A 23,530-nucleotide genomic window follows, 5' to 3' on the forward strand; every position below is an offset into this window, starting at 1 on the left:
AAAGCCCATAAATCACTGATTTATGGGCTTTTTTTATTTTATCGGAACGGCCAGTTTATTCACTTTTTCGCATAAAAAAGGTAAGTGATTCGGTAAGTAACGCTGGAGGGAAAAATAACTAAACGAAACAGTAGTAACTAATTGATAGTTACGATGTAAAGAAGGTGTGCATCTTGGGTAATCCTGCAAAAGTAATAATGACAGTAGATAAGGTTATCAATTCATCAAACTGATAGTGCAGTATAACATCCCAATCCGCTTATTTAACCCTAATATCGTCTTCTATGATCTACCTTATTGTTACTTTTGTAAGATTACCGAAAATAAAAAGACACGGGTTGAAGCAGCTATTTTTCTATTTTACTAGATAGTTATAGCCTTTAAAAGTATTTTTATAAAACATAGAGAAAACTTTAATGACGAAAACGACACTGACAATTTTGACAGGAGTGCTGCTTGGTTTGGCTTCCTGCGGAGAGAATGCCTCTGAGCAATCCCAGGCTGCTGAAAGCGCGCCTACAACTCCACCGGCAGCGGCCCCACCGGTAGAAACCAAAGAACCCAACACAGTCTACCAGCCGGCCTTTCCGGGCCAAACCAGGGCTGCCGGGGTAAAATCAACCACCGCCTATGAAGGAAAGGTGCTGACAAGCGGCCTTGAAAAACCATGGGGGCTGGCCGTTATGCCCGATGGCAGGCTGCTAATCACCGAGAAAGCCGGTACCATGCGCATAGCCTCTTTGTCGGGGGAGTTGAGTGCCCCCATCACCGGCATTCCGAAAGTAAACGCGGAGGGTCAGGGCGGCCTGCTCGGTGTCAGGCTTGATCCGGATTTTGAGCAGAACAGGATGGTTTACTGGGTTTTTTCTGAGCCGCTTCCTGAGGGCAACCTCACTGCCGTAGCCAAAGGAAGGCTTTCAGCGGATGAAAAAAAGATGGAAGGAGCAACTGTCATTTACCGGGCCACCCCGGCCTACAATGGCACGCTGCATTATGGGGGACGGATCCTCTTTGACAAGGATGAAAATCTCATTGTCAGTACCGGAGAGCGCTCGGATACCGTCACCCGTCCGCAGGCGCAGCAACTCGATTCCGGTTTGGGGAAAATAGTCCGGATCACCAAAGACGGGAAACCCGTTGGCGGCAACCCGTTTGAAGGCAAAGCAGGGGCAAAACCTGAAATCTATTCCTATGGTCATCGGAATGTCCAGGGGCTTGCCTTTCATCCGGAAACAGGGGATCTCTGGGAGAATGAATTTGGACCCAGAGGCGGCGACGAACTCAACAGGATTGAACCGGGCAAAAATTATGGATGGCCAACCATCACGTATGGGATTGAGTACGCCGGTGGGAAAGTGGGAGAGGGCATCCAGCAGAAAGAAGGGCTTGAACAGCCAGTTTATTACTGGGATCCCAGTGTCTCTCCCAGCGGGATGACTTTCTACAGCAGCGATAGTATTCCGGAATGGAAAAACAACCTTTTCATTGGTGGACTCAGCGGAATGCATGTTGTCAGGCTTGTGCTAGAGGATAACAAAGTGGTGGGCGAAGAAAGACTGCTGGCAGGCGAGAACCAGCGGTTCCGTGATATCGCCCAGGGAAAAGACGGCGCCTTGTACACAGTTACTGACCAGGGGAGGTTATACCGAATATATAAAAAATAGGGTGACCAATGCCTACGTCGCGTCTTCGGAACGCTTGACCTTTGAGATGCTTGGCGCACGGCTATATATGCTTGGTGTGTAACTATGTTTATAAGCCTTATCAGGAGATTGGCATCAAACTGTTCCTTTTCGGTAGCTGCGCCGCCGAAGAACTAGGAACGCTGCAACCATTTAGCAGGTTTTGTGGCCATTACATTGATTATCAACGTAGCGGTACCCGCAACCTGCTTTCAGGGGCCTTGTTCCGGTGCTTGCGGGAGAAGGAGAAACAGCCGGAGGAGGTTTGTTAGCTATGTAGCCCCAACTGCCTTATCTTCACGGCGCAGAATAGGACTGCCTGCTGCTGCCCCGGGCAGCGGCAGGCAACACGGCTGCATTCTTTTAGGCAGGTATGATCATGCTATACTCCTCGGCGTTGGGCTTCACAACCATTTTAGACCTCTTAGGGACTTTCGCTTTTGCGGTGAGCGGCATCAGGTGGGCTTCAACCAAGAAGTTTGACTGGTTCGGCGCCTATGTCATTGGCCTGGTGACAGCAATCGGCGGCGGGACAACCAGGGATCTGCTGCTCAACGTAACCCCGTTCTGGATGCAGGACGCCACTTATCTGATCATCACGGGAGTGGCCCTGCTGGCGACGCTGCTGTTCCGGAACGGGCTTTTCCGATGGGGCCGGGCCTTGTTTCTGTTCGACTCCATCGGGCTCGGTTTGTTTACGGTGGTAGGGATCGGGAAAAGCCTGGAGGCCGGGTTTCCCTTCTGGGTGTGCATCATGATGGGGGCCATCACCGGCTCCGTGGGGGGCGTTATCCGGGATGTCCTGCTCAACGAGATTCCGCTGCTGTTCCGGAAGGATATATATGCCCTGGCATGTATTGCGGGCGGCATTGTCTATATGATATGCTACCGATCCGGCCTGTCAGCCTCCTTAACTGAACTGCTTGCTGCCTTGACCGTGATCTCAATCAGGATTATCGCGGTGAGGTATCATGTCCAGCTGCCGTTTTTAAAGCCCCTCCATCCTGATCCCGACAATAAGGAAGATAAGGAATGACTACCACCGGCGATGGCTGCCAAGTGCGCGAAATACAATTAGTTACGAGGGTTTAGGAAGCCAAATCGACTTACGTCCCGTAGGGAATTCATTGGGGCTGCTGCCTTTGACCGGGGTAGGTGTACAGTACGCTGAAGCCGTTTTGAAAACAGTTATTACGCAAGCAGTTAATTTGTCGCATATACCCCTTCTTTTGTCACATATGCACCTCCTGTGTATGGCCTCGTCCTGTTATATTTGTTATATCCATATGGGAATAATCAAACATTAACGCTTAAGACATGGAAACAACAGCAGGAATTACCAGCATCACATTAGAAACTACTATTCAGGCCCCGGTAGAGAAGGTATGGAAATACTGGACGGAGCCCCGGCACATCACGCAATGGAATAACGCATCTGACAACTGGCACACCCCAAGGGCGGAGAACGACCTACGCGTCGGTGGCAAGTTTCTCTCCCGGATGGAGGCCAGAGACGGCAGTATGGGGTTTGATTTTACAGGCACCTACACCAACATCAGAGCGCACGGGCTAATAGCATATGCCCTGGAGGACGGAAGAAAAGTGCAGGTGCTGTTCACGCCTCGGGGTAACGAAACCAGCGTTACCGAAACCTTTGAGGCGGAGCCATCCCACCCTGCCGAAATGCAGCGGGCGGGATGGCAGGCGATTCTGGATAATTTTAAAAACTATGTGGAAGCGTCAGGCCGGCTCGAGTCCCTGCACTTTGAAATAAGCATCCACGCCAAACCCGAGAAAGTGTACCAGACCATGCTGGACGAGCAACATTATGCCGCCTGGACTGCTGCATTCAGCCCGGCTTCCCATTACAGAGGCTCCTGGGAAAAGGGGAGCAAGATCCTGTTTTTGGGAGAAGACAAAGACGGACATACAGAAGGCATGGTGAGCAGGATAAAAGAGAACATCCCGCACCGGTTTATCAGCATCGAGCACCTGGGGCTGGTACAGAACGGGATCGAGGTTACCAGTGGTGCGGAGGTGGAAGGCTGGGCGGGAGCAATGGAGAACTATACGTTTTCCGAAGTAAACGGGAACACGCTGCTCTCGGTGGACATGGAGGCTAACCAGGAACACAAGGCATATTTTCTGGAAGCCTGGCCGAAAGCGCTGCAAAAGCTAAAAGCAATCTGCGAAGCCTGAGCGCATAAAACAGTTCTAACCAACCTTAACCTTACGAGCATGGCAAAAGTAAGCACATATCTTAACTTCGCTAACCAGACCGAGGAGGCGTTTCATTTCTACAAATCTGTTTTTGGCACTGAGTTCATCGGGGAGATTGCCCGCTTCGGGGACATTCCCCCGTCCGACGGCATGCCTCCTGTCGCCGAGTCCGACAAAAACCTGGTCATGAATGTGGCCTTGCCTATTCTGGGCGGCCATGTGATCATGGGAACGGACGCACCCGAGTCGATGGGATTTCGGTTGACCATGGGCAACAACGTCTATATCACCCTGCAACCCGACACCCGGGAGGAGACGGAGCGACTGTTCAAGGCGCTTTCGGCCGGAGGCGAAGTAGAACAGGAGTTGCAGGACATGTTCTGGGGCGACTACTATGGCAGCTGCCGGGACAAATTCGGGGTGTGCTGGATGTTTAACTGTGACCAAAAATAAGCAATGCCTGACCAAAGAGTAACACTGTAAGCTTGTAAAAATCAGCCATGAAAAACAAGATATACCCCTGCCTTTGGTTTGACGGCAGGGCAAAGGAAGCAGCCGGGCTTTACCTGTCCGCCTTTAACGATTCCAGAATTACCTCTGAGTCCCCGATGGTGGTGAGCTTCGAGTTGGCCGGACAGAAATTCATGGCCCTGAACGGAGGGCCTATGTTTGCGCCTACTCCCGCCGTTTCTTTTTTTGCAGTATGTGACACAACGGCTGAAATGGAGCGTGCCTGGGGAAGGCTATCAGCAGGAGGCGAGGTGCTGATGCCGCTGGATAAATACCCGTGGAGCGAGCAATACGGGTGGGTGCAGGATAAGTTTGGGGTTAGCTGGCAGTTATCGTTGGGGAAACTGGAAGATGTGGGGCAAAAGTTTACCCCCTCTCTTATGTTCACCAACCAACAGGCGGGTAAAGCCGAGGAAGCCATCACTTTTTATACAGGCATCTTCCCTGGTTCTTCGGTGGTTGGGGTATCAAGATATGATGCCCTGGACGGCGACGTGGAGGGAACAGTAAAGCATGCCCAGTTTAAACTGGGGCAGCAAGTCTTCATGGCCATGGACAGTTCGCTGTCCCATTCGTTCGGCTTTACAGAGGGCGTGTCCCTGGTCGTTACATGCGAAACCCAGGAAGAGATCGATTATTACTGGAGCAGGCTCACGGAAGGAGGCCAAGAAAGCAGGTGCGGTTGGCTGAAGGATAGATATGGCCTGTCCTGGCAAGTTGTTCCGGCTGTTTTAGGCGAACTGATGAGTGACCCTGAAAAAGCGCCCCGCGTAGTTGAAGCATTTATGAAGATGACCAAGTTGGATATAGCGCAATTAAGGAATGCCTAAAGGGGATTAAATGGTAGGTACAAACGCTATGGCGTAGCCAATGATAGTCATTACACGCTACGCCGACAGGCTCATTTGACGCCTTTGTGTTCGTTACCCCGGAATATAACCACGGCGTGCCGGCGGCGCTGAAGAATGCACCCAACTTCTTTTACAAAGAGTGGAACAACAAAGCTACTGGCTTTGTGAGGTACGGCAACACCGGCGGCTCCCGCTCTGTGGAGCACCTGCGCAACACGATGGCCGAGTTCCAGACTGCCGACGTGCGGCTCTCGTCGTTCACAGGCTTCGAGAACTACAGTGTTTTTAAGCCTGCTGCTTTCCATGAGAAGAAGGTGAATTTCATGCTGGACCAGGTGGTGAGCTGGGGAGCGGCTTTGAAGCGAGTGCACGGAGAAAAAATGCTCAAACATGAACATCGGGTACTTGCTCTGGCCTGATGTAGCTTTTTATTGTTTGATATATCATCCTTCCATGGCTTTACCCCTAAAACTGCTCCCCGTGCCGGGTCACCGGAAGGGTAATGCCTCCTTAGGCTGCTTGCGCGGCATCCAAAAGCCACTCACTTTACACATTTCCCGCCGCCCCTTCGCTACAACGGCCACACTCCTGAATGGGGTGCCTTTTTTGTGGCATTTCAAAAAGTTTGCGCATACGTATCTCAGAGCCACAAAACACTGTGCCACGCAGCACTTTTATATGAAAGTAGGAGAGAATATGTCCGGTAGCTTCGGGATAAGTTGGAGAGATAGGCAACGGTGGGGAATGAGGCATTTTAAAGCTTATTGCATTACCCCCCCGCAGCTGTTTTACTGGCATGAAGTAACACTGGGCCGTGAAAGCTCTTCGGAAGCCAACTGGTGCTAACTCTTTCTGAGGAGAAGCATACCCTCACCTGCTCCACAAGCGCTATCTATTCCTTGTTGCAAATGCGTCTCAAAGGAGACTATTTTCTCCAGCAGGGTTACTCAGATTGCCAGCCCCAACCCTACAATCAACTGGCATGGCTGTATGTCACCGAACCTCTCTTATGTCTCGGGGGAAATACGGACTACTCAAAATAATCTATTCATTTAAATAGATTTCCTGCGCAGCGCGCCATCCCGGCAAGCGCTTCAGAACCCGCCTGTAAAAAGCCATGCAGTTTACTGGTGAACGCAGAAGGTCACCTTCCAGAACAAGCTTCCTATACCAACCCACGCTTTCTGTGCCAGGAGGTCCAGAGAGCGGGGTGTCCTATTGCTTAGCTGTCGCTTCAAGCACGTTATTTTCGTGAATAAAAAAATGATAATTTATTTATAATAAGCCAACATAATTACATATATTACAATATATAAGCTTAATTATTAGTAAGTTGTTAATCACTTTTGAGATTTACGTTGTTTTTCATAAACCTACACATTTGTTCAACTCTCAAAATAATCGCTCATGACAGGTATATCACGTCGCGACTTTATATCAAAGGCATCTCTGTTGGCCGGCTCCAGTTACCCGGCGATGCTGGCCTTGGGGCTTCTCAAAACTGCGCCTGCAGAGGCGTTCAACCTGGAGGGGAAAGGGACCGGGAAGCACATCATCATCCTGGGGGCTGGGCTTGCCGGCATGACAGCCGCCTACGAGCTGAAAAAGCTGGGCTATAAGTGCACCATCCTGGAAGCCAGGAGCCGCGCCGGGGGGCGCGTCTGGACCGTCAGGAAAGGCACCCGCGAAACGGAGATAGGAGGCGAGGAACAGACGGCAAAGCTGGAGCAGGGCCTGTACTTTAACGCGGGCGCCGCCCGGATACCGCATCAGCATGAGATCTCCCTCCACTACTGCCGGGAACTGAAGGTGCCGCTGGAGACCTACAACAACATCAACGAGGCCGGCTTTATATATAACGACGGGGAAGGCGCTCTTGCCAACAAGCGCGTCCGGATACGGGAGATCCACAACGACATGCGGGGCTATACCAGCGAGCTGCTTGCCAAGGCCATTGACCAGGATGCGCTGGATAGGCCCATGACCGTGGAGGACAAGGAGGTCCTGATCGAATACCTGCGGGCGGAAGGGGAACTGGACCCCGATAAACTCTACAAGGGAACTCCCCGCCGGGGATATACTACCCCGCCGGGGGCCGGCAACGCGCCCGGCAAACTCGCTGACCCCTACGAACTGTCAGAGATCATCAGGTCCGGATTGATCGGGCACTCCTTCTATAACATCGGCGACTATATATATGAGCAGCAAATGACCATGATGCAGCCCGTGGGCGGTATGGACAGGATATCAGATGCCTTTGAGCGCCAGGTGGGGAAGGACATCGAGTACGGGGCCGAGGTGCGCGAGATCCGGAAAACAACCGCGGGCGCCCGTGTTATATATGCCAACGGCTCTGGCAAGGTGAAAGAAATAATGGGCGACTACTGCATCTGCACCATCCCGCTGCCAGTGCTCTCCGGCATCGCCTCCGACTTCTCCTCCCCAGTGCTGCGCGCCATCGACAGCGTCGCTTATTATGAGGCAGGCAAAATCGGGTTGCAGTTCAAGCGGCGGTTCTGGGAGGAGGACGAGCATATATATGGCGGTATCTCCCGCACCAACATGGACATTCACCAGATATTCTATCCCTCCAACGACTTCCTGTCCAAAAAGGGGGTGCTGGTCGGCTACTATAACTTCGGGGAGAAGGCGGTGAAGGTGGGCGACCTGTCGCTTGCGGCGCGCGAGAAGCTGGCCCTGGAGCAGGGGGGCAGGATACACCCGCAGTACTGGGAGGAGTTCGAAGCCTCCTTCTCCCTGGCCTGGCACAAGACCCGGTACAGCCAGGGCGCCTTTGCCACCTATACCTCAGACAGCAGGGAGCGCTTTTACCCGGCGCTGCTGCAGCCCGACGGGCCGGTTTACTTTGCCGGCGAGCACACGTCCTATCTAACGGCCTGGATGGCCGGTGCGTTCGAGTCGGCGAGGCGCTCGGTGCGGGACCTGCATGCGCGCGTGATGAGCACGCAGCAGGCCCAGGCGGAGGTGAAAGGCTAAGAGGCCTGGCCCGCCCCAATCCAGCCGTGCGCTGCTCCCTCGCAGTACGAGGAGCGATTTCATATGCTTTCTATCAACTTAACTATTCAATATGAACCTTTAAACTTTACTAAAATGGCAACAGAAATGAACAGAAGGGATTGGATCAGGTCTAGTGCGCTGATCACGGCCGGCTTATATGTGGCTGGTGTGTCTAACCTGGCGAAAGCGGCCCCGCCCTCTTTTCTCGTCCCTCCGAGGGCGGACCTGAAAAAGATACTGGCAGACCTGCCGAAGATGCAGGCCAGGCTTACCTCGAACGAGAACCCGTTCGGGCCCTCCGAAAAAGCAAAAAAGGCGCTGATGGAGGCTGTGAACGAGAGCTGCCGCTACCCGCGGGAGCGCATCATGGCCTTGCGGGCTGCCATCGCCAAAGAGGAGGGAGTGTCGGAGGAGCACGTGCTTTTGGGGGCCGGTTCCAGCGACCTGTTGCTGGCGGCCGCGCTGAAGTACGCCGATAAGGGCGGCTCCATCTTGTCGGCCGACCCCACCTACGCTTCTTTGGTGCGATCTGCCGTGGATGTGGGCGCCGGTTGGGAGAAAGTGCCGCTCACCAAGGACTTTGCCCATGACCTGGACGCCATGGCGAAAAAGGTGAGCGACTCCACCAGCCTCGTATATATCGTGAACCCGAATAACCCCACGGGCACCATCACGCCGGCCGACAAGCTTCGCTCCTTCTGTGAATCCGTCTCGAAGCGAAAGCCCATTTTTATCGATGAGGCCTATATAGACTATATGGCGGACCCAAAGAGCCAGACCATGGTAGATTGCGTGCGAAAAGGCCAGAACGTGATTGTGGCGCGCACCTTCTCCAAGGTGCACGGCTTTGCCGGGCTTCGGGTGGGCTATGCCATTGCACAGCCTGAGGTGATAAAGGAGCTTGGAAAATACACCAACGGCGGGTTCAACGTCAGCGCCACCTCCGCCAGTGCTGCCCTCGCCAGCCTGCACGACAAGGAGTTCACGCAATATTGCGTGCAGAAAAACAAGGAGGCGAAAGACTTTACGTACGACGTGCTTAAAAAGGAAGGCTACACGCCGCTGGACTCCCACACAAACTTTGTCATGTTCCCGCTTAAGATGAACGGCAAAAAATTTACGGAGGAAATGCTCAAGCGCGGGGTGGGGCTGCGAAGCTGGGAGTTTTACGACCAGCAGTGGTGCCGCGTGAGCATGGGCACTATGGATGACATGAAGCTGTTCGCGGATGCTTTCAGGCAGCTGTCGTAGCACAGCCGGTAAAAGCAGCCTTACCTGTTCTCTAGCAACGGAATTATTTTGGGAGTAAATGCAAAGCCCTTTCCACATTGTATGGAAAGGGCTTTCTCGTTACCAGGGCTTCTATCCCGGGCGAAGAAGGCAAGTGTTCAGGCGCGGTACTGTTTTCTGCGCAGGCCTTAACTTCCCTATATGGCTGAGTTTTATATAGAGGCACAGCCGGATCCGTGGCTGGTGGGGAAAGACTTTCTTGCCTGGGCTACCTTCCGCGCCTCCAGGTAAGCGGGATTTGGCCTGGCTCTAACAGAAACGGGCCCCGGGAGTTTACCCGGGGCCCGTTTCTGTTAGGCGCTTGCTGCTCAGAAAGGCGGTTTATTTGTCCAGCACGACCGTGCCGTTTACCAGGTAGCTGCCAGCCTCAGTTTCCAGGTTATATACCCGCTTTACCAGTTGCCCGTCCTGTTCTATTTTCGCCACTACTTTATATTCCCTGAAGCCATGCCGGGAGCTGTCGAAGTGGTAGAGGATGTCCCCTTCCGCTATCTGCCGCATCTCCTTCCTGCCTTCTTTCGTGTAAAGCGGGTGGTTGCCCGTGGCTTCTATTTCTATAGGGGCTGCTGGCGCCCATGCACCGGCCGAAGCATAAACCTCCTCTGTGGGCAGCAGCACCAGTTTTGTGATTCCGATACCCGCTTCCTTATAATGCGCCTGCACGGCAGTAACGGTTGTTCCGCGCCTCGACTGGGAAGCTGCGTCAAAAGCCACTACCTTATCGCCCGCCTTTACCTGCTCGATTGGCCTGGCTGAGCCGTCGGCCAATGCCACGAGGGCGCCGGCCGGGAAGCAGAAGTCGTAGTCACCGTCCTCCTTTGCCACGGTGCTTGTGCCTTTGCCGGCGTTGGCATGCTCCCGGGAATATTCCCTTGATAGCACGAACGCCAACGTAGAGAGGAACCCTTTCTCCTGCTCCCCGTTCAGCTTCAGCTCATCTATATAGTAATCCCACACTTTCTTGTCTGCCTTCGCGCCAGGAATGCAGACTTTGATCATTTTTCCGCTTTTTGGGGTGGCATATATGGCCATCGTCCCCACCTCTTCCCTGGCTGCTCCTTTCAGCATTTTGTAGAAGTAAATTTTCCGTTCAATTCCATCGCTGTAGTTGAAGACATACGGCTTTGCCTCACGGTCCAGTATATAGGTGCCCTCGATCTTGGCATAGGTTTCTTCCTCGGGCTTCTCCATTTTATAGGAGGTGAATTTCTTGTAGTCCTCCAGCGTAAGGGGGGCCGCTTCCTCCTGCCCGAAGCTATCGGGTGCAGCAACTGCCGCAAGCCCCACTGCTAAAACGCAGATGCGAAGCAGGACAGACTCCCTGATTTTGTCAAATATAACATAAACGAGTTTGTGAATTTCTGTGCACATGGTTACAATGTTTTAGGTTTTAATTATTAATTTTTTAATAATAATCAATAATAGGTATAAATATGATATTTAAAAAGCTTTTATAGTATTAAAAATTAATATAGAAAAGATTTATTATTTAAAATACATAATTAGGTATCTGTTTTAAGAGGGTGATTAAGCAATCATTATTATTTTGTGAGCAGTCACTCGGATTATTATAAAAAGATTCATTTATTTGAAAATACTATAAATAATCTTGCTAATAAGTATTGAATTTATAAATATTGTAGATGTTTGTTGAAAAATAATCAAAATTAAATTTGCGAATATGAAACGCTTCTCATAATATTGATAAAACAACAACGGCAATTTTTTTCTATTTGTAATTGGATATTATGAATAGTATTTGTCTGGCTCTCCTGCGCTTGTATATCAGTTGCTCCTTTAATAATTATCCTTCATCTCTTAATCTTCATGACATGAACAAAACTTTACTAGCTGTAATGGTTATCTGGCTATTGCATAGCAGCTATGCCATAGCGCAAAATCAGGTGGTTACCGGGAAGGTCTCCTCTGAGGAAGATGGGTTGCCGCTGCCCGGGGTAAGCGTCGCACTGAAAGGAACCACCATAGGGACGGTCACGGGCATGGAAGGCGACTTCAGCCTGCCCGTTTCCGGAGAGAACAACACGCTTATTTTCTCTTTTATCGGCATGCTGCAACAGGAGGTGCCTGTTGGCGGCAGGACGGAAATAACTATTGTGATGGCACCTGACTCGAAGCAACTGTCCGAAGTTGTCGTGACAGCCTTCGGGATCGAGCGGGAGAAGAAGGCCTTGGGCTATACCGTGCAGGAAGTAAGCGGGGAAGAGCTGGCGGAGGTGAAAACCTCTAATGTGGTCAACAGCCTTTCCGGGCGGGTGGCCGGGGTCCAGATCTCCAGCAACGGGGGGCCGGGGAGCGGCTCCAACATCGTCATCAGAGGCTCCAGCTCCGTGTCGGGCAACAACCAGCCCCTGGTGGTGGTGGACGGGGTGCCCATCCAGCAATCCAGCACGAACAAGTACGGGGGCGGTATTTCTGAGATCAACCCGGAAGACATCGCCTCTATGTCCGTGCTGAAGGGCGCAAATGCGGCAGCCCTATATGGCGCCCGTGCTGCCAACGGCGTCATCCTGGTCACGACTAAGAACGGCTCAGGGACCAAAGGGATCGGGTTGGCGATCAGCTCGAGCGCTACCTTCGAGCGCCCGCTGGTGAAGCCCGATTTTCAGAACACCTATGGGGGTGGCCACGGCTACCGCACCTGGTACTCCAACGGCCGCAGCGCCACCATCACCGATCCGCTCGAAATAGCGCAGTACCAGGATGCCTACGGCCCTAATGCGCCGCTGACCGGCACTGCCGGCACCGACGAAAGCTGGGGAGCCCCACTGGACGGAAGGCTGGTGCGCCAATGGTGGACCGGCGCGGATGTGGCGCCTTTGGTTCCGCAGTCCGACAACTGGGACGAGTTCTGGGAGACCGGACAGACCTACGTGAACAGCATCGCCCTGACGGGGGGCAACGACAAGGGGGGCTTCCGCCTGTCTGTGGGCCGCCTCGACCAGAAGGGCATCATGTACAACAACGACTTCAAGCGAAACAACATCAGCCTGAACACCTCCTATAACCTGACGCAGAAGCTGAAGGCGGTCGTGAGCGGAGAGTATATAGAGTCCGGGTCTGATAACAGGGGCTTCCAGTCCGGGCAGCAGTTTATATGGTCGCACCGCCACGTTTCCTGGGACCAGCTGAAGAACTGGAGGGACTATGCCGCCGTGCACATCCAGAGAGAGGGGGACGACCTTCCGCCGAACTGGCAGCACACGTTCTTCACCAATCCCTTCTATGAGCAGGAGTTCCTGACTGACGCAAACGACAAGGACAGGATACGGGGCAGCGTGGCGTTAAACTACGCCTTCAACGATAAGCTCAGCCTGCTGCTCAGGAGCGGCACCGACCTGTGGAGCGACACCCGCATCAACGTGAGCCGCTTTGAAAGGATTTCCAACGGCAACTTCCGGGCAGGGCAGTACAGCGAGGAGGTGCTGCGCAACCAGGAGACGAACCACGACCTGATCCTGACGTATGCTGGCACTCTGAGCCCTGATATCTCGGTGACCGCACAGGGGGGAGGCGCTTTTCGATCGAACTACTACAAGCGAAACTATGCCCAGGTGGAGCAGCTGGTGATCGACGGGTTGTACTCCCTCAACAATAACGCCAGCCCCAACATCAACGCCAGCGCGATAGAGGAGAAGCAGGTGCAAAGCCTTTTCGGGTCGGCCCAGTTTGGCTTCCGCGAGTACCTGTTCCTGGATGTGACGGGGCGGAACGACTGGTCGAGCACGCTGCCGGCAAACAACAACTCGTTCTTCTACCCGTCCGTGTCGCTGAGCGCCGTGCTGACGGAGATGCTCCATCTGAACAGCAGTACGCTCCCTTTTGCGAAGGTGCGCGGTAGTTGGGCACAGGTCGGTAACGATGCCGACCCCTACCAACTGGCACAGATCTTTAATGCGCGGTCTCCCTGGAACGCCTCTGTCCCGAGCTTTGCGGAAAACACAACCATCGCCAACGCGACGCTGAAGCCGGAGACAACTACGGGAACCGAGATCGGGGCGGACCTGCGGTTCCTGGACGGCAGGATCGGGCTTGACGCCACCTATTATGAGCAGGTGACCAAAGACCAGATCCTGGGGGTGGAGATCTCCAAGGCCAGCGGGTATCACCAGCGCATCCTGAATGCCGGCAAGGTATCGAACAAAGGCGTGGAACTGATGCTTTTCGGCAGCCCCGTGGACATGCCCAATGGCTTTAAGTGGGACGTGACCTTAAACTTTGCCCGCAACCGAAACCTGGTGGAGGAACTGGCGGAGGGCCTCACAACCTACACCCTTTATACCCGGCAGGGTGTGTCCTCGGAGGCGCGGGTGGGGCAGCCCTACGGTACTTTCTATGGCAACGCCTTCAAGCGCTCGCCCGACGGGCAGGTTATATATGAAAACGGACTGCCGAAAATCGCCGAAGGGCAGGCGGTGCTCGGAAACATACAGCCCGACTGGTTAGGCGGCGTCTCCAACGCTTTCACCTTCAAGGGCATTACCCTCAGCGCGCTGGTTGATGTTAAAAAGGGTGGGGACATATATGACGAAGGCACGGGTACTGCCCGCTGGACCGGCCAGTATGCGGAGACGGCGGTAGGCCGTGAGGAAGGCGTCATAGGCAAGGGCGTTCGGAACATCGGTTCAGCGGAGGCGCCGGTATATGTGCCGAATGATGTGATCGCGGACGGCAAGGCCTTCTATGGCTATAACAACCCCCGTACGTACCATGAGTCAGCCATTTTTGACGCCAGTTATGTGAAGCTGCGCGAGGTAAGCATCAGCTACAGCATTCCGGCCTCCCTGGTCAGCCGCATCAGGGCGCAGTCGGCCAGCATTTCGCTGGTGGGCCGCAACCTGGCGATCCTCTTCAAGAACACGCCGCACATTGACCCGGAGATCGACGCGTACGGAGGCAATGCCCAGGGCTTCACCTATGGCCAGTTACCTAACAGCAGAAGCATCGGGGCCGGCCTGAACGTGGCGTTCTAAAGTATTCCTCACTCACTTAATCTGTCTTTTATCATGGATATATATAAGCAACTAAAAAAAACCGTCTTTCTGACGGCCGGGGTTTTCCTGGCAGGCGCCTGCACAGACAAGTTCGAAGAAATGAACATCAGCCCCAACAACCCCGTCGAGGTGAGTTCGGCGGTGCTGCTGCCGAATGGCATAGAGTCGAGCGTGGACCGCTACTGGGGGCACAATGCCCGCTACGAGCGCCTGAACCTGGACGGGGGCATGCTGTGGATGCAGTACCTGTCCCGTAACATCTACTCAAACGAGGGAGACAACTACAGTGTGAACCCCTCTTTCCATAACAACAACTGGAAGGGGTTTTACAACGATGCCGCGCTCAATTTTCAGCGGATCGTGGTGCAGTCCGGCCCGGGTGGCCGGAACCCGAACACGAACTACGAGGGCATCGGCCTTGTGATGCGCTCCTGGGTTTTCTCGTTGCTGACGGACCTGTATGGCGCCATACCGTACAGTGAGGCCCTGCAGGGCACGGCGGAGAGCCCCGTTTACACGCCGAAGTACGACTCGCAGGAGCAGGTGTATGCCGGGCTGCTGGAGGACCTGAGGCTGGCGAACGAGAAATTAGTGGTTGGCGGGCCGAAAGTGTCCGGCGACGTCATGTTCTACGGCGATATTCTCCGCTGGAAGAAATTCGCCAACTCCCTGCGCCTGAAGCTGGCGAACCGGCAGGCGGCCAAGAAGCCGGCTGAATCGCGCGCTGTGATGGCGGAGATCCTGGGCGACCCGGCGACGTACCCCGTTTTTACGAACAACGAGGATTATGCCGTGCTGGAGCACACATCCGCCCTGCCTAGCAACAACGAGTGGCACCAGGTGATGATACAGGGCAGCCGCACCGACTGGAACATGAGCAGCACACTCGTGGATCAGCTGCAGGCCCTGGGTGATACCCGGCTGACGGTTTTTGCCCAGCCGAACAAGGCGGGCGAATACGCAGGGCATGCCAACGGCCTGCCGGATGCCATCGCCACCACGTACCTGAGCTCCAGTTCTGTGCTGGGTACTGCTTTTCTGCAGCCCTCCACGCCAAGTGTCATCATGAGCTATGCGGAGCTGCTGTTCGTGCTTACCGAGGCCGCTCTGGATGGGGACATTTCAGGTGATGCGCAGGCTTACTATGAGCAGGCCATTGCGGCCTCCTTCGGGCAGTACGGCCTTGAAGTGCCCGCCGGTTACCTGGGGGCGGCGGGGCCGGCCACGAAAGAGAGCATCATGACGCAGAAGTGGATCGCGCTTTTCGGGCAGGGTGTAGAGGCCTGGACAGAGTACAGGAGAACCGGCTTCCCTGTGCTTCCGCCCCACGACTCGCGGGCGGTATTCATGAACGACGGCGAGCTGCCCTCCCGGCTGCAGTACCCTTCCTCGGAGTATTCCCTGAACCAGGCGCAACTGGATGCGGGGATTGCCCTTAACGGCGGGCCCGACAACATGAAAACAAAAATGTGGTGGGTTGAATAACAACAAGAGATCAGGACTTCTAACAATTTAAATCAGAAAACATGAAAATCATATATAACCACAGGATCCTTGCTGCGCTTTTCTTCCTGAGCTTCTCGCTGGCGGGGTGCGAGAAGGAAGACGGGATGGTGCTGGACAGGGTAGAGGCCCCCGTGCTCGTGACCATTGAAGGAACCTCTTTTATGCAGGATGAGGCTGTGAATGTGACTGCCACTGTGTATGAGCTCGACAAGAGCGGGATTTTAGACCACACGGTTGGCATTGACTCCATACCATTGGCCAACCTGGCGATCCAGCTCAAAGCCCAGGGTGTGCCGGTGGCTGACCTCACAACAGACGCTTCCGGGAAGGTGAACCTGGCCAGGTCCTGGCCGGAGTTGGGGCTTGCTTCGCCCTTACAGGGAAACGTGGTCAACCTGGAGTGGGCCGGGAGCTACAAAGGGCAGGCTTTTGTGAAACAGTCGCGGGTACAGGTAAAGTAACAAGGCGGCACCAAGCGGGCGGGGCCAGGGCGGCGTTTTGCAAAAGCACCGGGATGCCCAGGTTCTGCCCCCATGGTCGGTATGCTTACCTGGCAAGGTAAGTTTGCAGGAAAACCAATCGCGGCTGCTCAAAAGCAACGCCTCACTTGCAATGGTCGCGCAGTCTGTATAACAGGGGGCGCTTCTCACTCAGGAACCAGCGCCTGCCAGGCCCTGTATCAGCAATCTTTCTGATCAGCAGGGTTACTTTGCGAGGCCGTTATCAATTAAAAAACTTAAAAACGAAGGCTATGAAAAAGGGATTCTTAATAGATATGGATGGGGTGATATATAGGGGAAAGGAGCCAATACCAGGCGCAGTAGAATTCATTGACAAGCTGCGGAGCGAAAATTACCCTTTCCTGTTTCTCACCAACAACAGCCAGCGGACGAGCAGGGATGTTTGTTACAAGCTGCGGCAAATGGGGTTTAACGTGGTCGATGAAGACATCTTTACATGCGGCATGGCAACTGCAAGGTTCCTTGCATCCAAAAAGCCGCATGGCACTGCCTACGTGATCGGGGAAGGCGGGCTGCTCAACGAGTTGCATAAAGCAGGTTATTCCATCGTCGATGAGCACCCGGACTACGTCATTATCGGCGAAGGCAGGACCATCATGCTCGAGTCGGTGGACAAGGCGATCAACATGGTGATGAACGGTGCCAAACTGATTGCCACCAACCTTGACCCGAACTGCCCCGTCGGAAACGGAAAATACCGGGCGGGTTGCGGCGCCTTTGTTGCCATGCTGGAGTTTGCCACAGGCAAGCAGGCGTTCAGTGTGGGCAAGCCAAGCCCTGTGATGATGCGCATGGCCAGGAAAACGCTGCAGCTGACGACCGCCGAAACCATCATGATTGGAGATACCATGAGCACAGACATATTGGGGGCGGGTTCAATGGGTTTCACTACGGTGCTTACCCTGTCAGGCGTGACAAAGGAAACGGACCTCGTGCAGTATGCCTATTCTCCGGATTTCATCATCAGTTCAGTGAGTGACCTGCTCGGAGAGGAGTTGTTTGATAGTGTGCTTCACAGGCAGAATGAATACTTGCCTTCTGGTGTGTAAGAACTTAAGATTCCGTAAGGTAGTCTCGCTCACCGGAGGATGCCCGGCCTCTTCAATACCCGCCCTCTTCAATAAAGCAATGTAAAGGCAGCGTCAAATTATCCACAGCTAGACCTGTGAACTACGATTCTTGTAAATGAGATAAGCTAAATCCTTTTAGTTAGGATATTAAACAGATGTGAATCTCATTTATTATTTGCTTATATATTGTTATTTTGCCAAATATATTTTAATTAATTAGTATATTTATCAATCAATAAGCTTTATATTTAGTAATTACTTAACGTGTAAGGGTTATCCTGATCGGACAAGACAAAGCGCTATAAACTTTGCCCGGGCTTGTCCTTCGTGGACCACCGTTTTGCCCCCTTATGTGTTCCTGTATTTAAGTGGCGATCATTCATAATAGAGGTACCTACATGCTGAAGACGAAAAAAGAAATGATATTAGAGACTGCCCTGACCCTCTTCGCAGACAAGGGGTATGAGGCTACTCCGACGAGTCTTATCGCCAAGGCGGCAGGCGTGTCGGAAGGCTTGGTGTTCAAGCACTACATTAGTAAGGAAAACCTGCTGGAGTCTATTGTGAAAGCTGGGTACAGACGCGTCACAGACAAAAGCAAAAGCATGGTGGAAGAGAAAGACCCTGTTAGGTTTATATACAACGTGCTGGATATGCCGCTGAAACTGGTGGAGGATGAGCCAAAGTTTTGGCGGATGCAGTTCCGCCTGGTGGACGAGGAAATCGCGCAGAAGCACCACCTCCGCTACTCCCACTCTGTCACGCAGAAGCTGGTGGAGGCGTTTCGTCAACTTGGCTACAAGGAGCCGGACCTGGAGGCGGAGGTGCTGATGCTGTTGGTGGAGAGCCTGTGGAGAGCCTACCTGACCAACGAGGACCAGGCCCACTTCGTGAAGATGCTGGACCTGATAAAGAAAAAGTATAGGGGTAATGGGTAGGTGAGGTGTTTTCAGGGAGCTGTTTTTTGCAAACCTATGCCTGGCGCCTATCACGGTTAAGCCACTCATGATAAGTGCCGTTCTATATATACTGACTTGGGCGGAGGCGCAATCCAGAACCGGGGCTGAAATAGCGCAGGGAGGACTACGCCATTCTTGACTCGGCCACTTTCCTGAATAACAGCAACCTGCCCGGCATCGTGATGACGGCAGCAGAAGTTAACTTGCTGAAAGCGGAAGCCTATGAACGCTGGGGCGGGGGAGACCCGGCGGAAGCCTACGAAAAGGCGTTGCAACAGTCGATCGACTTTTACTACAACCTGAATAATTCCAGCTCCAATTCTGCCGGCAAAGTGCCGCCGCCCACGGCGGAAGAGATCAGCACTTTTCTGGAAGACCCGGCCGTAGCCTATAGCGGATCTCAGGAGGAAAAGCTGACGAAGATCTGGATGCAGAAGCGGGTGCATTTCGGCTTCCTGCAGTCTGTGCAGAGCTGGTCAGAGTACAGAAGAACAGATTACCCGATGCTGACCTTTACTCCGGCTACCCTACCGGGATACGAGCTGCCTCCTTCCCGCCTGGTTTACCCAAGCAGCGAAGTGGCCTACAACACGGATAACTATCAGAATGTCCGGTCTGGTGACGTGCGCACTGGAAAGATATTCTGGGATGTTGATTAATTTATGATGAGAGAGGTTACCGGAAGTCTTCTGGTAACCTCTCTTCTTTATAGCCATCTGGGCGGGCTTGGGATGCATCTAAGTGGAAAACCTGTTGGTTCGGAAGTTATTATTTATATTTATTCTGATTTCCTGCTGGTAGTGCTTTCAAAGTGCAACCCAGGAAGATCGGGTAAAGCGTGCTAAAGATCAGAGCAATGGCAAACGTAAAAAGAATATTCCTTTTATTATGCTTAGCATTTTCGGTTTATGCGAATGCGCAGGATGCTTATCAGTTTACAAAAGGGCTGGTAGTAGAAGATTGCCATCAGTACGGAAGGGAGGCGCTATATACGGATCAGCTGGCTTATCAACTCTACAGCGGCAGCCTGGAAAAGCCTGTTGCAGGGCAGGAGTTCGCTATAGGAGATAGTGGAAAAGCGATTGTGTGGAATGAAATTGTGGTAGACAGCGCCAATAAATTCAGAGGAAGAGCGCTGGCGAACGGCTACTTATACCTGACCTATGCGTCTGACCGCGAGCAAACGGCTTTATTGAATGTCGCCGGCCACAGTATGCTGTACTTTAACGGCCAGCCGCGTACAGGCGACATCTACAGCGACGGGTGGTTATACCTGCCCGTACAGCTTAAAAAGGGAATCAACGAACTATATATAAGAGGGTCCAGGTTTTCTGCCTGGGGCGGGATCACAGCGAAATTGTCCCCCACTACCAGACCCGTCAGCATCAACAAAGAAGACCCTACTTTGCCACACATTGTGCTTGGCAGTCAGCGTGAACCGCTTTGGGGCGCTGTCGTTGTCATCAATGCCTCTGCGCAACCGCTCAAAAACCTGCATTTCCGGACAAAGCTCGAAGGCAAAGAGCTTTTGACTTCAGTGCCCGCCATTCCGCCCATGACCACCCGTAAAGTGGGTTTTCAACTGGATCCGGCCGGTGTAAAACAAAAAGGTGACTACGCCTGTGCCGTTAGCTTGCTGCAAAAGGGAAAAGTGCTGGATGCGCAGGAAGTAAAGCTGAGTGCCGTAGAGGCGAACGAGCATTATAGCAGCACATTCATCAGCAACATCGACGGCAGCATCCAGTACTATGGCGTGGCGCCGCAGGCACAACCTGCTGCTAACAACGCCTCAGCCTTATTTCTTTCGGTGCATGGCGCTGGCGTAGAGGCCATCGGGCAGGCACGGGCATATCAGCCAAAAAGCTGGGGCACGCTGGTTGCACCAACAAACCGCCGGCCAAGGGGCTTTAACTGGGAAGACTGGGGCCGGCTGGACGCCCTGGAGGTTTTTGAAATTGCCAAGGAGAAATTCAAGCCGGATCCAAAGCAGATTTACCTCACCGGCCACTCGATGGGCGGGCACGGCACCTGGTATTTGGGTGCCACCTATCCGGGGAAATGGGCCGCCATTGCACCCTGTGCCGGTTATCCCACCCTATCAGCCTACGGTTCTGCCGACGGCAAAATCCCGGAAGCAGGCAGGTCCGGTGTGGAAACCCTGTTGCTGCAGGCCAGTAACCCGAGTAATGTGCTAGAACTGGCTGAGAATTACGGGGCAGGCGGTGTGTACATACACCACGGAGATAGTGACAAAGTCGTGTCTGTGGATTATGCCCGGCAGATGAGGGCCTTGCTTGCCTCGTTCCACAAAGACTTCAGCTACTACGAATACCCGGGAGGCTCGCACTGGTTCGGCAATGAAAGCGTAGACTGGAAACCGCTTTTTGACTATTTTAAGTGGCACACGATCCCGGAAGACAGTGCCGTGCATAGGGTTAACTTCAGCACGGCTAACCCGGCCATCTCTTCCACTTACCACTGGGTTTCAGTGCTGCAACAGCAACAGCCGCTTCAGTACAGCCGCGTTCAACTGGACCGAAACAAGAAGCTGAAAACGATTACGGGGAAAACAGAAAATATCGCTGCCTTGAGCTTCGCCTTCACGGATTTTGCGAAAGGAGATAAAGTAGCGATAGCACTGGACGGCCAGGAGCCTTTCTATCATCAGGTACAATCGCCCGGGGAGGTTTTATACCTGCAAAAAAACAGCCAGTGGCAGCCAGGGCAGAAGCCTTCGCTGACCCAGAAAGGCACCAGCCGCAATGGCACCTTCAAAGAGCCCTTCAACCACCGGATGGTGTTTATATATGGCACGGATGGGAACAGAGCAGAGAATGAGTGGTCGTACAACAAGGCGCGCTACGATGCGGAAGTGTGGTACTACAGGGGCAACGGAGCCGTAGATATTGTCGCTGATAAGGATTTTAAACCGGCTGCTTACAAGGACAGAGGCGTTATCCTATATGGCAACGCTTCTTCGAACAGTGCCTGGAAGAAACTGCTGGCGAAGTGCCCGATACAGGCTCAGCGCGGTAAAATAAAGGTTGGTGCGAAGGAATATAAAGGCGATGATTTTGGCGCCTATTTCATGTGGCCCCGCGCGGACAGCGAGGTTGCCTCTGTGGCTGTAGTTACCGGAACAGGCTTAAAAGGCATGCATGCCGCAGACGCGAACCAATACTTTGCCGGCGGTAGCGGTTTCCCGGATTATATGGTCTTCTCCCTCAGCATGCTGAAAGACGGAGACAGGGGCGTGAAGACAGCAGGCTTCTATGGCAATGACTGGAGCATTGAAAAAGGGCAATCCGTTACGCAGCCCTAATCTTCCATGGAGGTGGTGCAGCATATATAAATTGGCCATCTTCTTGATTAAATAATGGACTTACAGGTTAATATGGTTTTCAATACTTTCATTAAAGTTTCTGCGGCAAAGGCGTTTGCTTCGCTGCTTTTCACGGTGAGTGCCGCTACAGCTGTACAGGCGCAAACAGATAACCTGCACCGCCAATCCACCACCTATGAGGCGCCAACCGATCCGCTTGTCATTAAAAAGCTGGACAAGTGGCAGGACCAGAAATTCGGGATGATCATCCACTGGGGCTTGTATGCCGTGCCGGGCATGATCGAGTCGTGGGCGCTTTGTTCCGAGGACTGGATCGAGCGCGACAGCACCATCGCCTACCCGGATTTTAAGAATTGGTACTGGGGGCTGAACAAGGAGTTTAACCCAGTAAACTTTAACCCGGAGCAGTGGGCAAGCGCGGCCAAGTCGGCGGGGATGCGCTACCTGGTGTTCACCACCAAGCACCACGACGGGTTTAACATGTTCGACACCAAGCAAACGGACTTCAAGATCACGAACGGCCCCTTCGGGAATAACCCGCGCGCCAACGTAGCCAAGCATGTGTTCGAGGCGTTCCGCAAGGAAGGCTTCATGATCGGGGCTTACTTCTCGAAGCCGGACTGGCACTCGGAGTACTTCTGGTGGCCGAAATACGCCACCCCCAACCGGAACGTGAACTACGATATTCGCAAACATCCCTGGCGCTGGGACCAGTACAAGCAGTTTACTTACAACCAGATCAGCGAGCTGATGCACGACTACGGTTCCATGGATATCCTGTGGCTGGACGGCGGCTGGGTACGGCCGCTGGAAACCGTGAACGACGAGGTGCGTGCCTGGGGTGCTCCCATCCCGGAGTTTAGCCAGGAAGTGGATATGCCCCGCATTGCCTCGATGGCGCGGGAGGCGCAGCCGGGCCTGCTGATCGTGGACCGCACTGTGCACGGGCCATATGAGAACTACCAGACGCCGGAGCAACGGGTGCCGGATACTAAAATCAACAATCCCTGGGAAAGCTGCATGACCTTGGGGAACAACTGGGGCTATGTGCCGAACGATCAGTTTAAATCCCCGGCAAAAGTCATTCATTCCCTTGTAGAGATAGTCGCCAAAGGCGGTAGCTTGCTGCTGGGCGTTGGCCCTAAGCCGGATGGTACCTTGCCGGAGGAGGCCGTGCAGCGCCTGGCGGAAATCGGGAAGTGGCTGGAGGTGAACGGCGATGCCATATATAACACCCGGGCTACGGAGCAGTATCAGGACGGCGACACCTACTTCACGCAAGGGAAAAAAGGAACACGCTATGCCATCGCCTGCCTGCCGGAAGGTGAAGCGGTGCCGGCTACGCTGGAGTGGTCCGGGAATGCGCCGAAGAGGGGAAGCAAGATGAAGCTGTTGCAGAACGGCAAAACCGTGAAGTGGGTGAAAGAAGGGGAGAAGGTAAAAGTGTATCTGCCGGGGACTTTATCGAACACTGCAGGAGCCTATCCTGCGTTGGCCTTTGCTTTCACCGCTGAATAGCAGCTCTTTTAGATTAATTTTTTATCATAT

Annotated in this window: 16 protein-coding genes and 1 pseudogene; 16 read left to right on the top strand and 1 reads right to left on the bottom strand. The window is 53.4% G+C overall.

Going from position 1 to position 23,530, the window contains the following annotated elements; genetic code table 11:
* Positions 1 to 416 precede the first annotated feature (416 nt).
* The 8 genes and pseudogenes from ABD920_RS10520 to ABD920_RS10555 all read left to right on the top strand — a co-directional run bounded on the left by ABD920_RS10520 (position 417) and on the right by ABD920_RS10555 (position 9,532).
* Positions 417 to 1,664, top strand: coding sequence for a PQQ-dependent sugar dehydrogenase (locus ABD920_RS10520; protein WP_345158857.1), 1,248 nt, complete (start codon positions 417 to 419; stop codon positions 1,662 to 1,664).
* Between the two features lie 391 nt (positions 1,665 to 2,055).
* Positions 2,056 to 2,718 carry a trimeric intracellular cation channel family protein gene (locus ABD920_RS10525; RefSeq protein WP_345158859.1) on the top strand — a complete coding sequence of 221 codons (663 nt, stop codon included), beginning with the start codon at positions 2,056 to 2,058 and terminating at the stop codon, positions 2,716 to 2,718.
* A 281-nt stretch (positions 2,719 to 2,999) separates the two neighbouring features.
* Complete coding sequence (locus ABD920_RS10530) at positions 3,000 to 3,881, top strand: SRPBCC family protein (RefSeq protein ID WP_345158860.1); 882 nt, start codon at positions 3,000 to 3,002, stop codon at positions 3,879 to 3,881.
* A gap of 39 nt (positions 3,882 to 3,920) precedes the next feature.
* The gene (locus ABD920_RS10535) at positions 3,921 to 4,355 is read left to right on the top strand and encodes a VOC family protein (RefSeq protein ID WP_345158861.1); all 435 of its coding nucleotides are present in this window, start codon (positions 3,921 to 3,923) and stop codon (positions 4,353 to 4,355) included.
* 47 nt (positions 4,356 to 4,402) lie between these two features.
* The gene (locus ABD920_RS10540; protein ID WP_345158862.1) at positions 4,403 to 5,242 is read left to right on the top strand and encodes a VOC family protein; all 840 of its coding nucleotides are present in this window, start codon (positions 4,403 to 4,405) and stop codon (positions 5,240 to 5,242) included.
* Positions 5,243 to 5,325: 83 nt separating this feature from the next.
* Positions 5,326 to 5,682, top strand: a pseudogene (locus tag ABD920_RS10545) (NADPH-dependent FMN reductase); the annotation flags it as partial.
* A gap of 988 nt (positions 5,683 to 6,670) precedes the next feature.
* The gene (locus ABD920_RS10550; protein WP_345158863.1) at positions 6,671 to 8,260 is read left to right on the top strand and encodes a flavin monoamine oxidase family protein; all 1,590 of its coding nucleotides are present in this window, start codon (positions 6,671 to 6,673) and stop codon (positions 8,258 to 8,260) included.
* Between the two features lie 114 nt (positions 8,261 to 8,374).
* Entirely contained in the window at positions 8,375 to 9,532 is a 1,158-nt protein-coding gene (locus ABD920_RS10555; RefSeq protein WP_345158864.1) for a pyridoxal phosphate-dependent aminotransferase, read from the top strand.
* 360 nt (positions 9,533 to 9,892) lie between these two features.
* Here ABD920_RS10555 and ABD920_RS10560 read toward each other — a convergent pair whose 3' ends face one another.
* A complete protein-coding gene (locus tag ABD920_RS10560; RefSeq protein ID WP_345158865.1) occupies positions 9,893 to 10,942 on the bottom strand; it encodes a Hint domain-containing protein in 1,050 nt (349 codons plus the stop codon).
* Between the two features lie 461 nt (positions 10,943 to 11,403).
* Between ABD920_RS10560 and ABD920_RS10565 the strand changes: the two genes are divergently transcribed.
* The 8 genes from ABD920_RS10565 (at position 11,404) to ABD920_RS10600 (ending at position 23,500) form a co-directional block, all read left to right on the top strand.
* On the top strand, positions 11,404 to 14,562 hold the full coding sequence (locus ABD920_RS10565) for a SusC/RagA family TonB-linked outer membrane protein (protein ID WP_345158866.1): 3,159 nt from the start codon (positions 11,404 to 11,406) through the stop codon (positions 14,560 to 14,562).
* Between the two features lie 33 nt (positions 14,563 to 14,595).
* Complete coding sequence (locus ABD920_RS10570) at positions 14,596 to 16,068, top strand: SusD/RagB family nutrient-binding outer membrane lipoprotein (protein WP_345158867.1); 1,473 nt, start codon at positions 14,596 to 14,598, stop codon at positions 16,066 to 16,068.
* A gap of 41 nt (positions 16,069 to 16,109) precedes the next feature.
* The gene (locus ABD920_RS10575) at positions 16,110 to 16,550 is read left to right on the top strand and encodes a hypothetical protein (protein ID WP_345158868.1); all 441 of its coding nucleotides are present in this window, start codon (positions 16,110 to 16,112) and stop codon (positions 16,548 to 16,550) included.
* 290 nt (positions 16,551 to 16,840) lie between these two features.
* Positions 16,841 to 17,659 (top strand): HAD-IIA family hydrolase, encoded by an 819-nt coding sequence (locus ABD920_RS10580; RefSeq protein ID WP_345158869.1) that lies wholly within the window; start codon positions 16,841 to 16,843, stop codon positions 17,657 to 17,659.
* A 440-nt stretch (positions 17,660 to 18,099) separates the two neighbouring features.
* Complete coding sequence (locus ABD920_RS10585; RefSeq protein WP_345158870.1) at positions 18,100 to 18,618, top strand: TetR/AcrR family transcriptional regulator; 519 nt, start codon at positions 18,100 to 18,102, stop codon at positions 18,616 to 18,618.
* Between the two features lie 173 nt (positions 18,619 to 18,791).
* Complete coding sequence (locus ABD920_RS10590) at positions 18,792 to 19,298, top strand: SusD/RagB family nutrient-binding outer membrane lipoprotein (protein WP_345158883.1); 507 nt, start codon at positions 18,792 to 18,794, stop codon at positions 19,296 to 19,298.
* Between the two features lie 197 nt (positions 19,299 to 19,495).
* Positions 19,496 to 21,961: an alpha/beta hydrolase-fold protein gene (locus ABD920_RS10595; RefSeq protein WP_345158871.1), complete on the top strand. Its 2,466-nt coding sequence runs from the start codon at positions 19,496 to 19,498 to the stop codon at positions 21,959 to 21,961.
* A 54-nt stretch (positions 21,962 to 22,015) separates the two neighbouring features.
* Positions 22,016 to 23,500 carry an alpha-L-fucosidase gene (locus tag ABD920_RS10600; protein ID WP_345158872.1) on the top strand — a complete coding sequence of 495 codons (1,485 nt, stop codon included), beginning with the start codon at positions 22,016 to 22,018 and terminating at the stop codon, positions 23,498 to 23,500.
* Positions 23,501 to 23,530: the final 30 nt, after the last annotated feature.

Source organism: Pontibacter saemangeumensis, assembly GCF_039541895.1.
Classification (GTDB): domain Bacteria; phylum Bacteroidota; class Bacteroidia; order Cytophagales; family Hymenobacteraceae; genus Pontibacter; species Pontibacter saemangeumensis.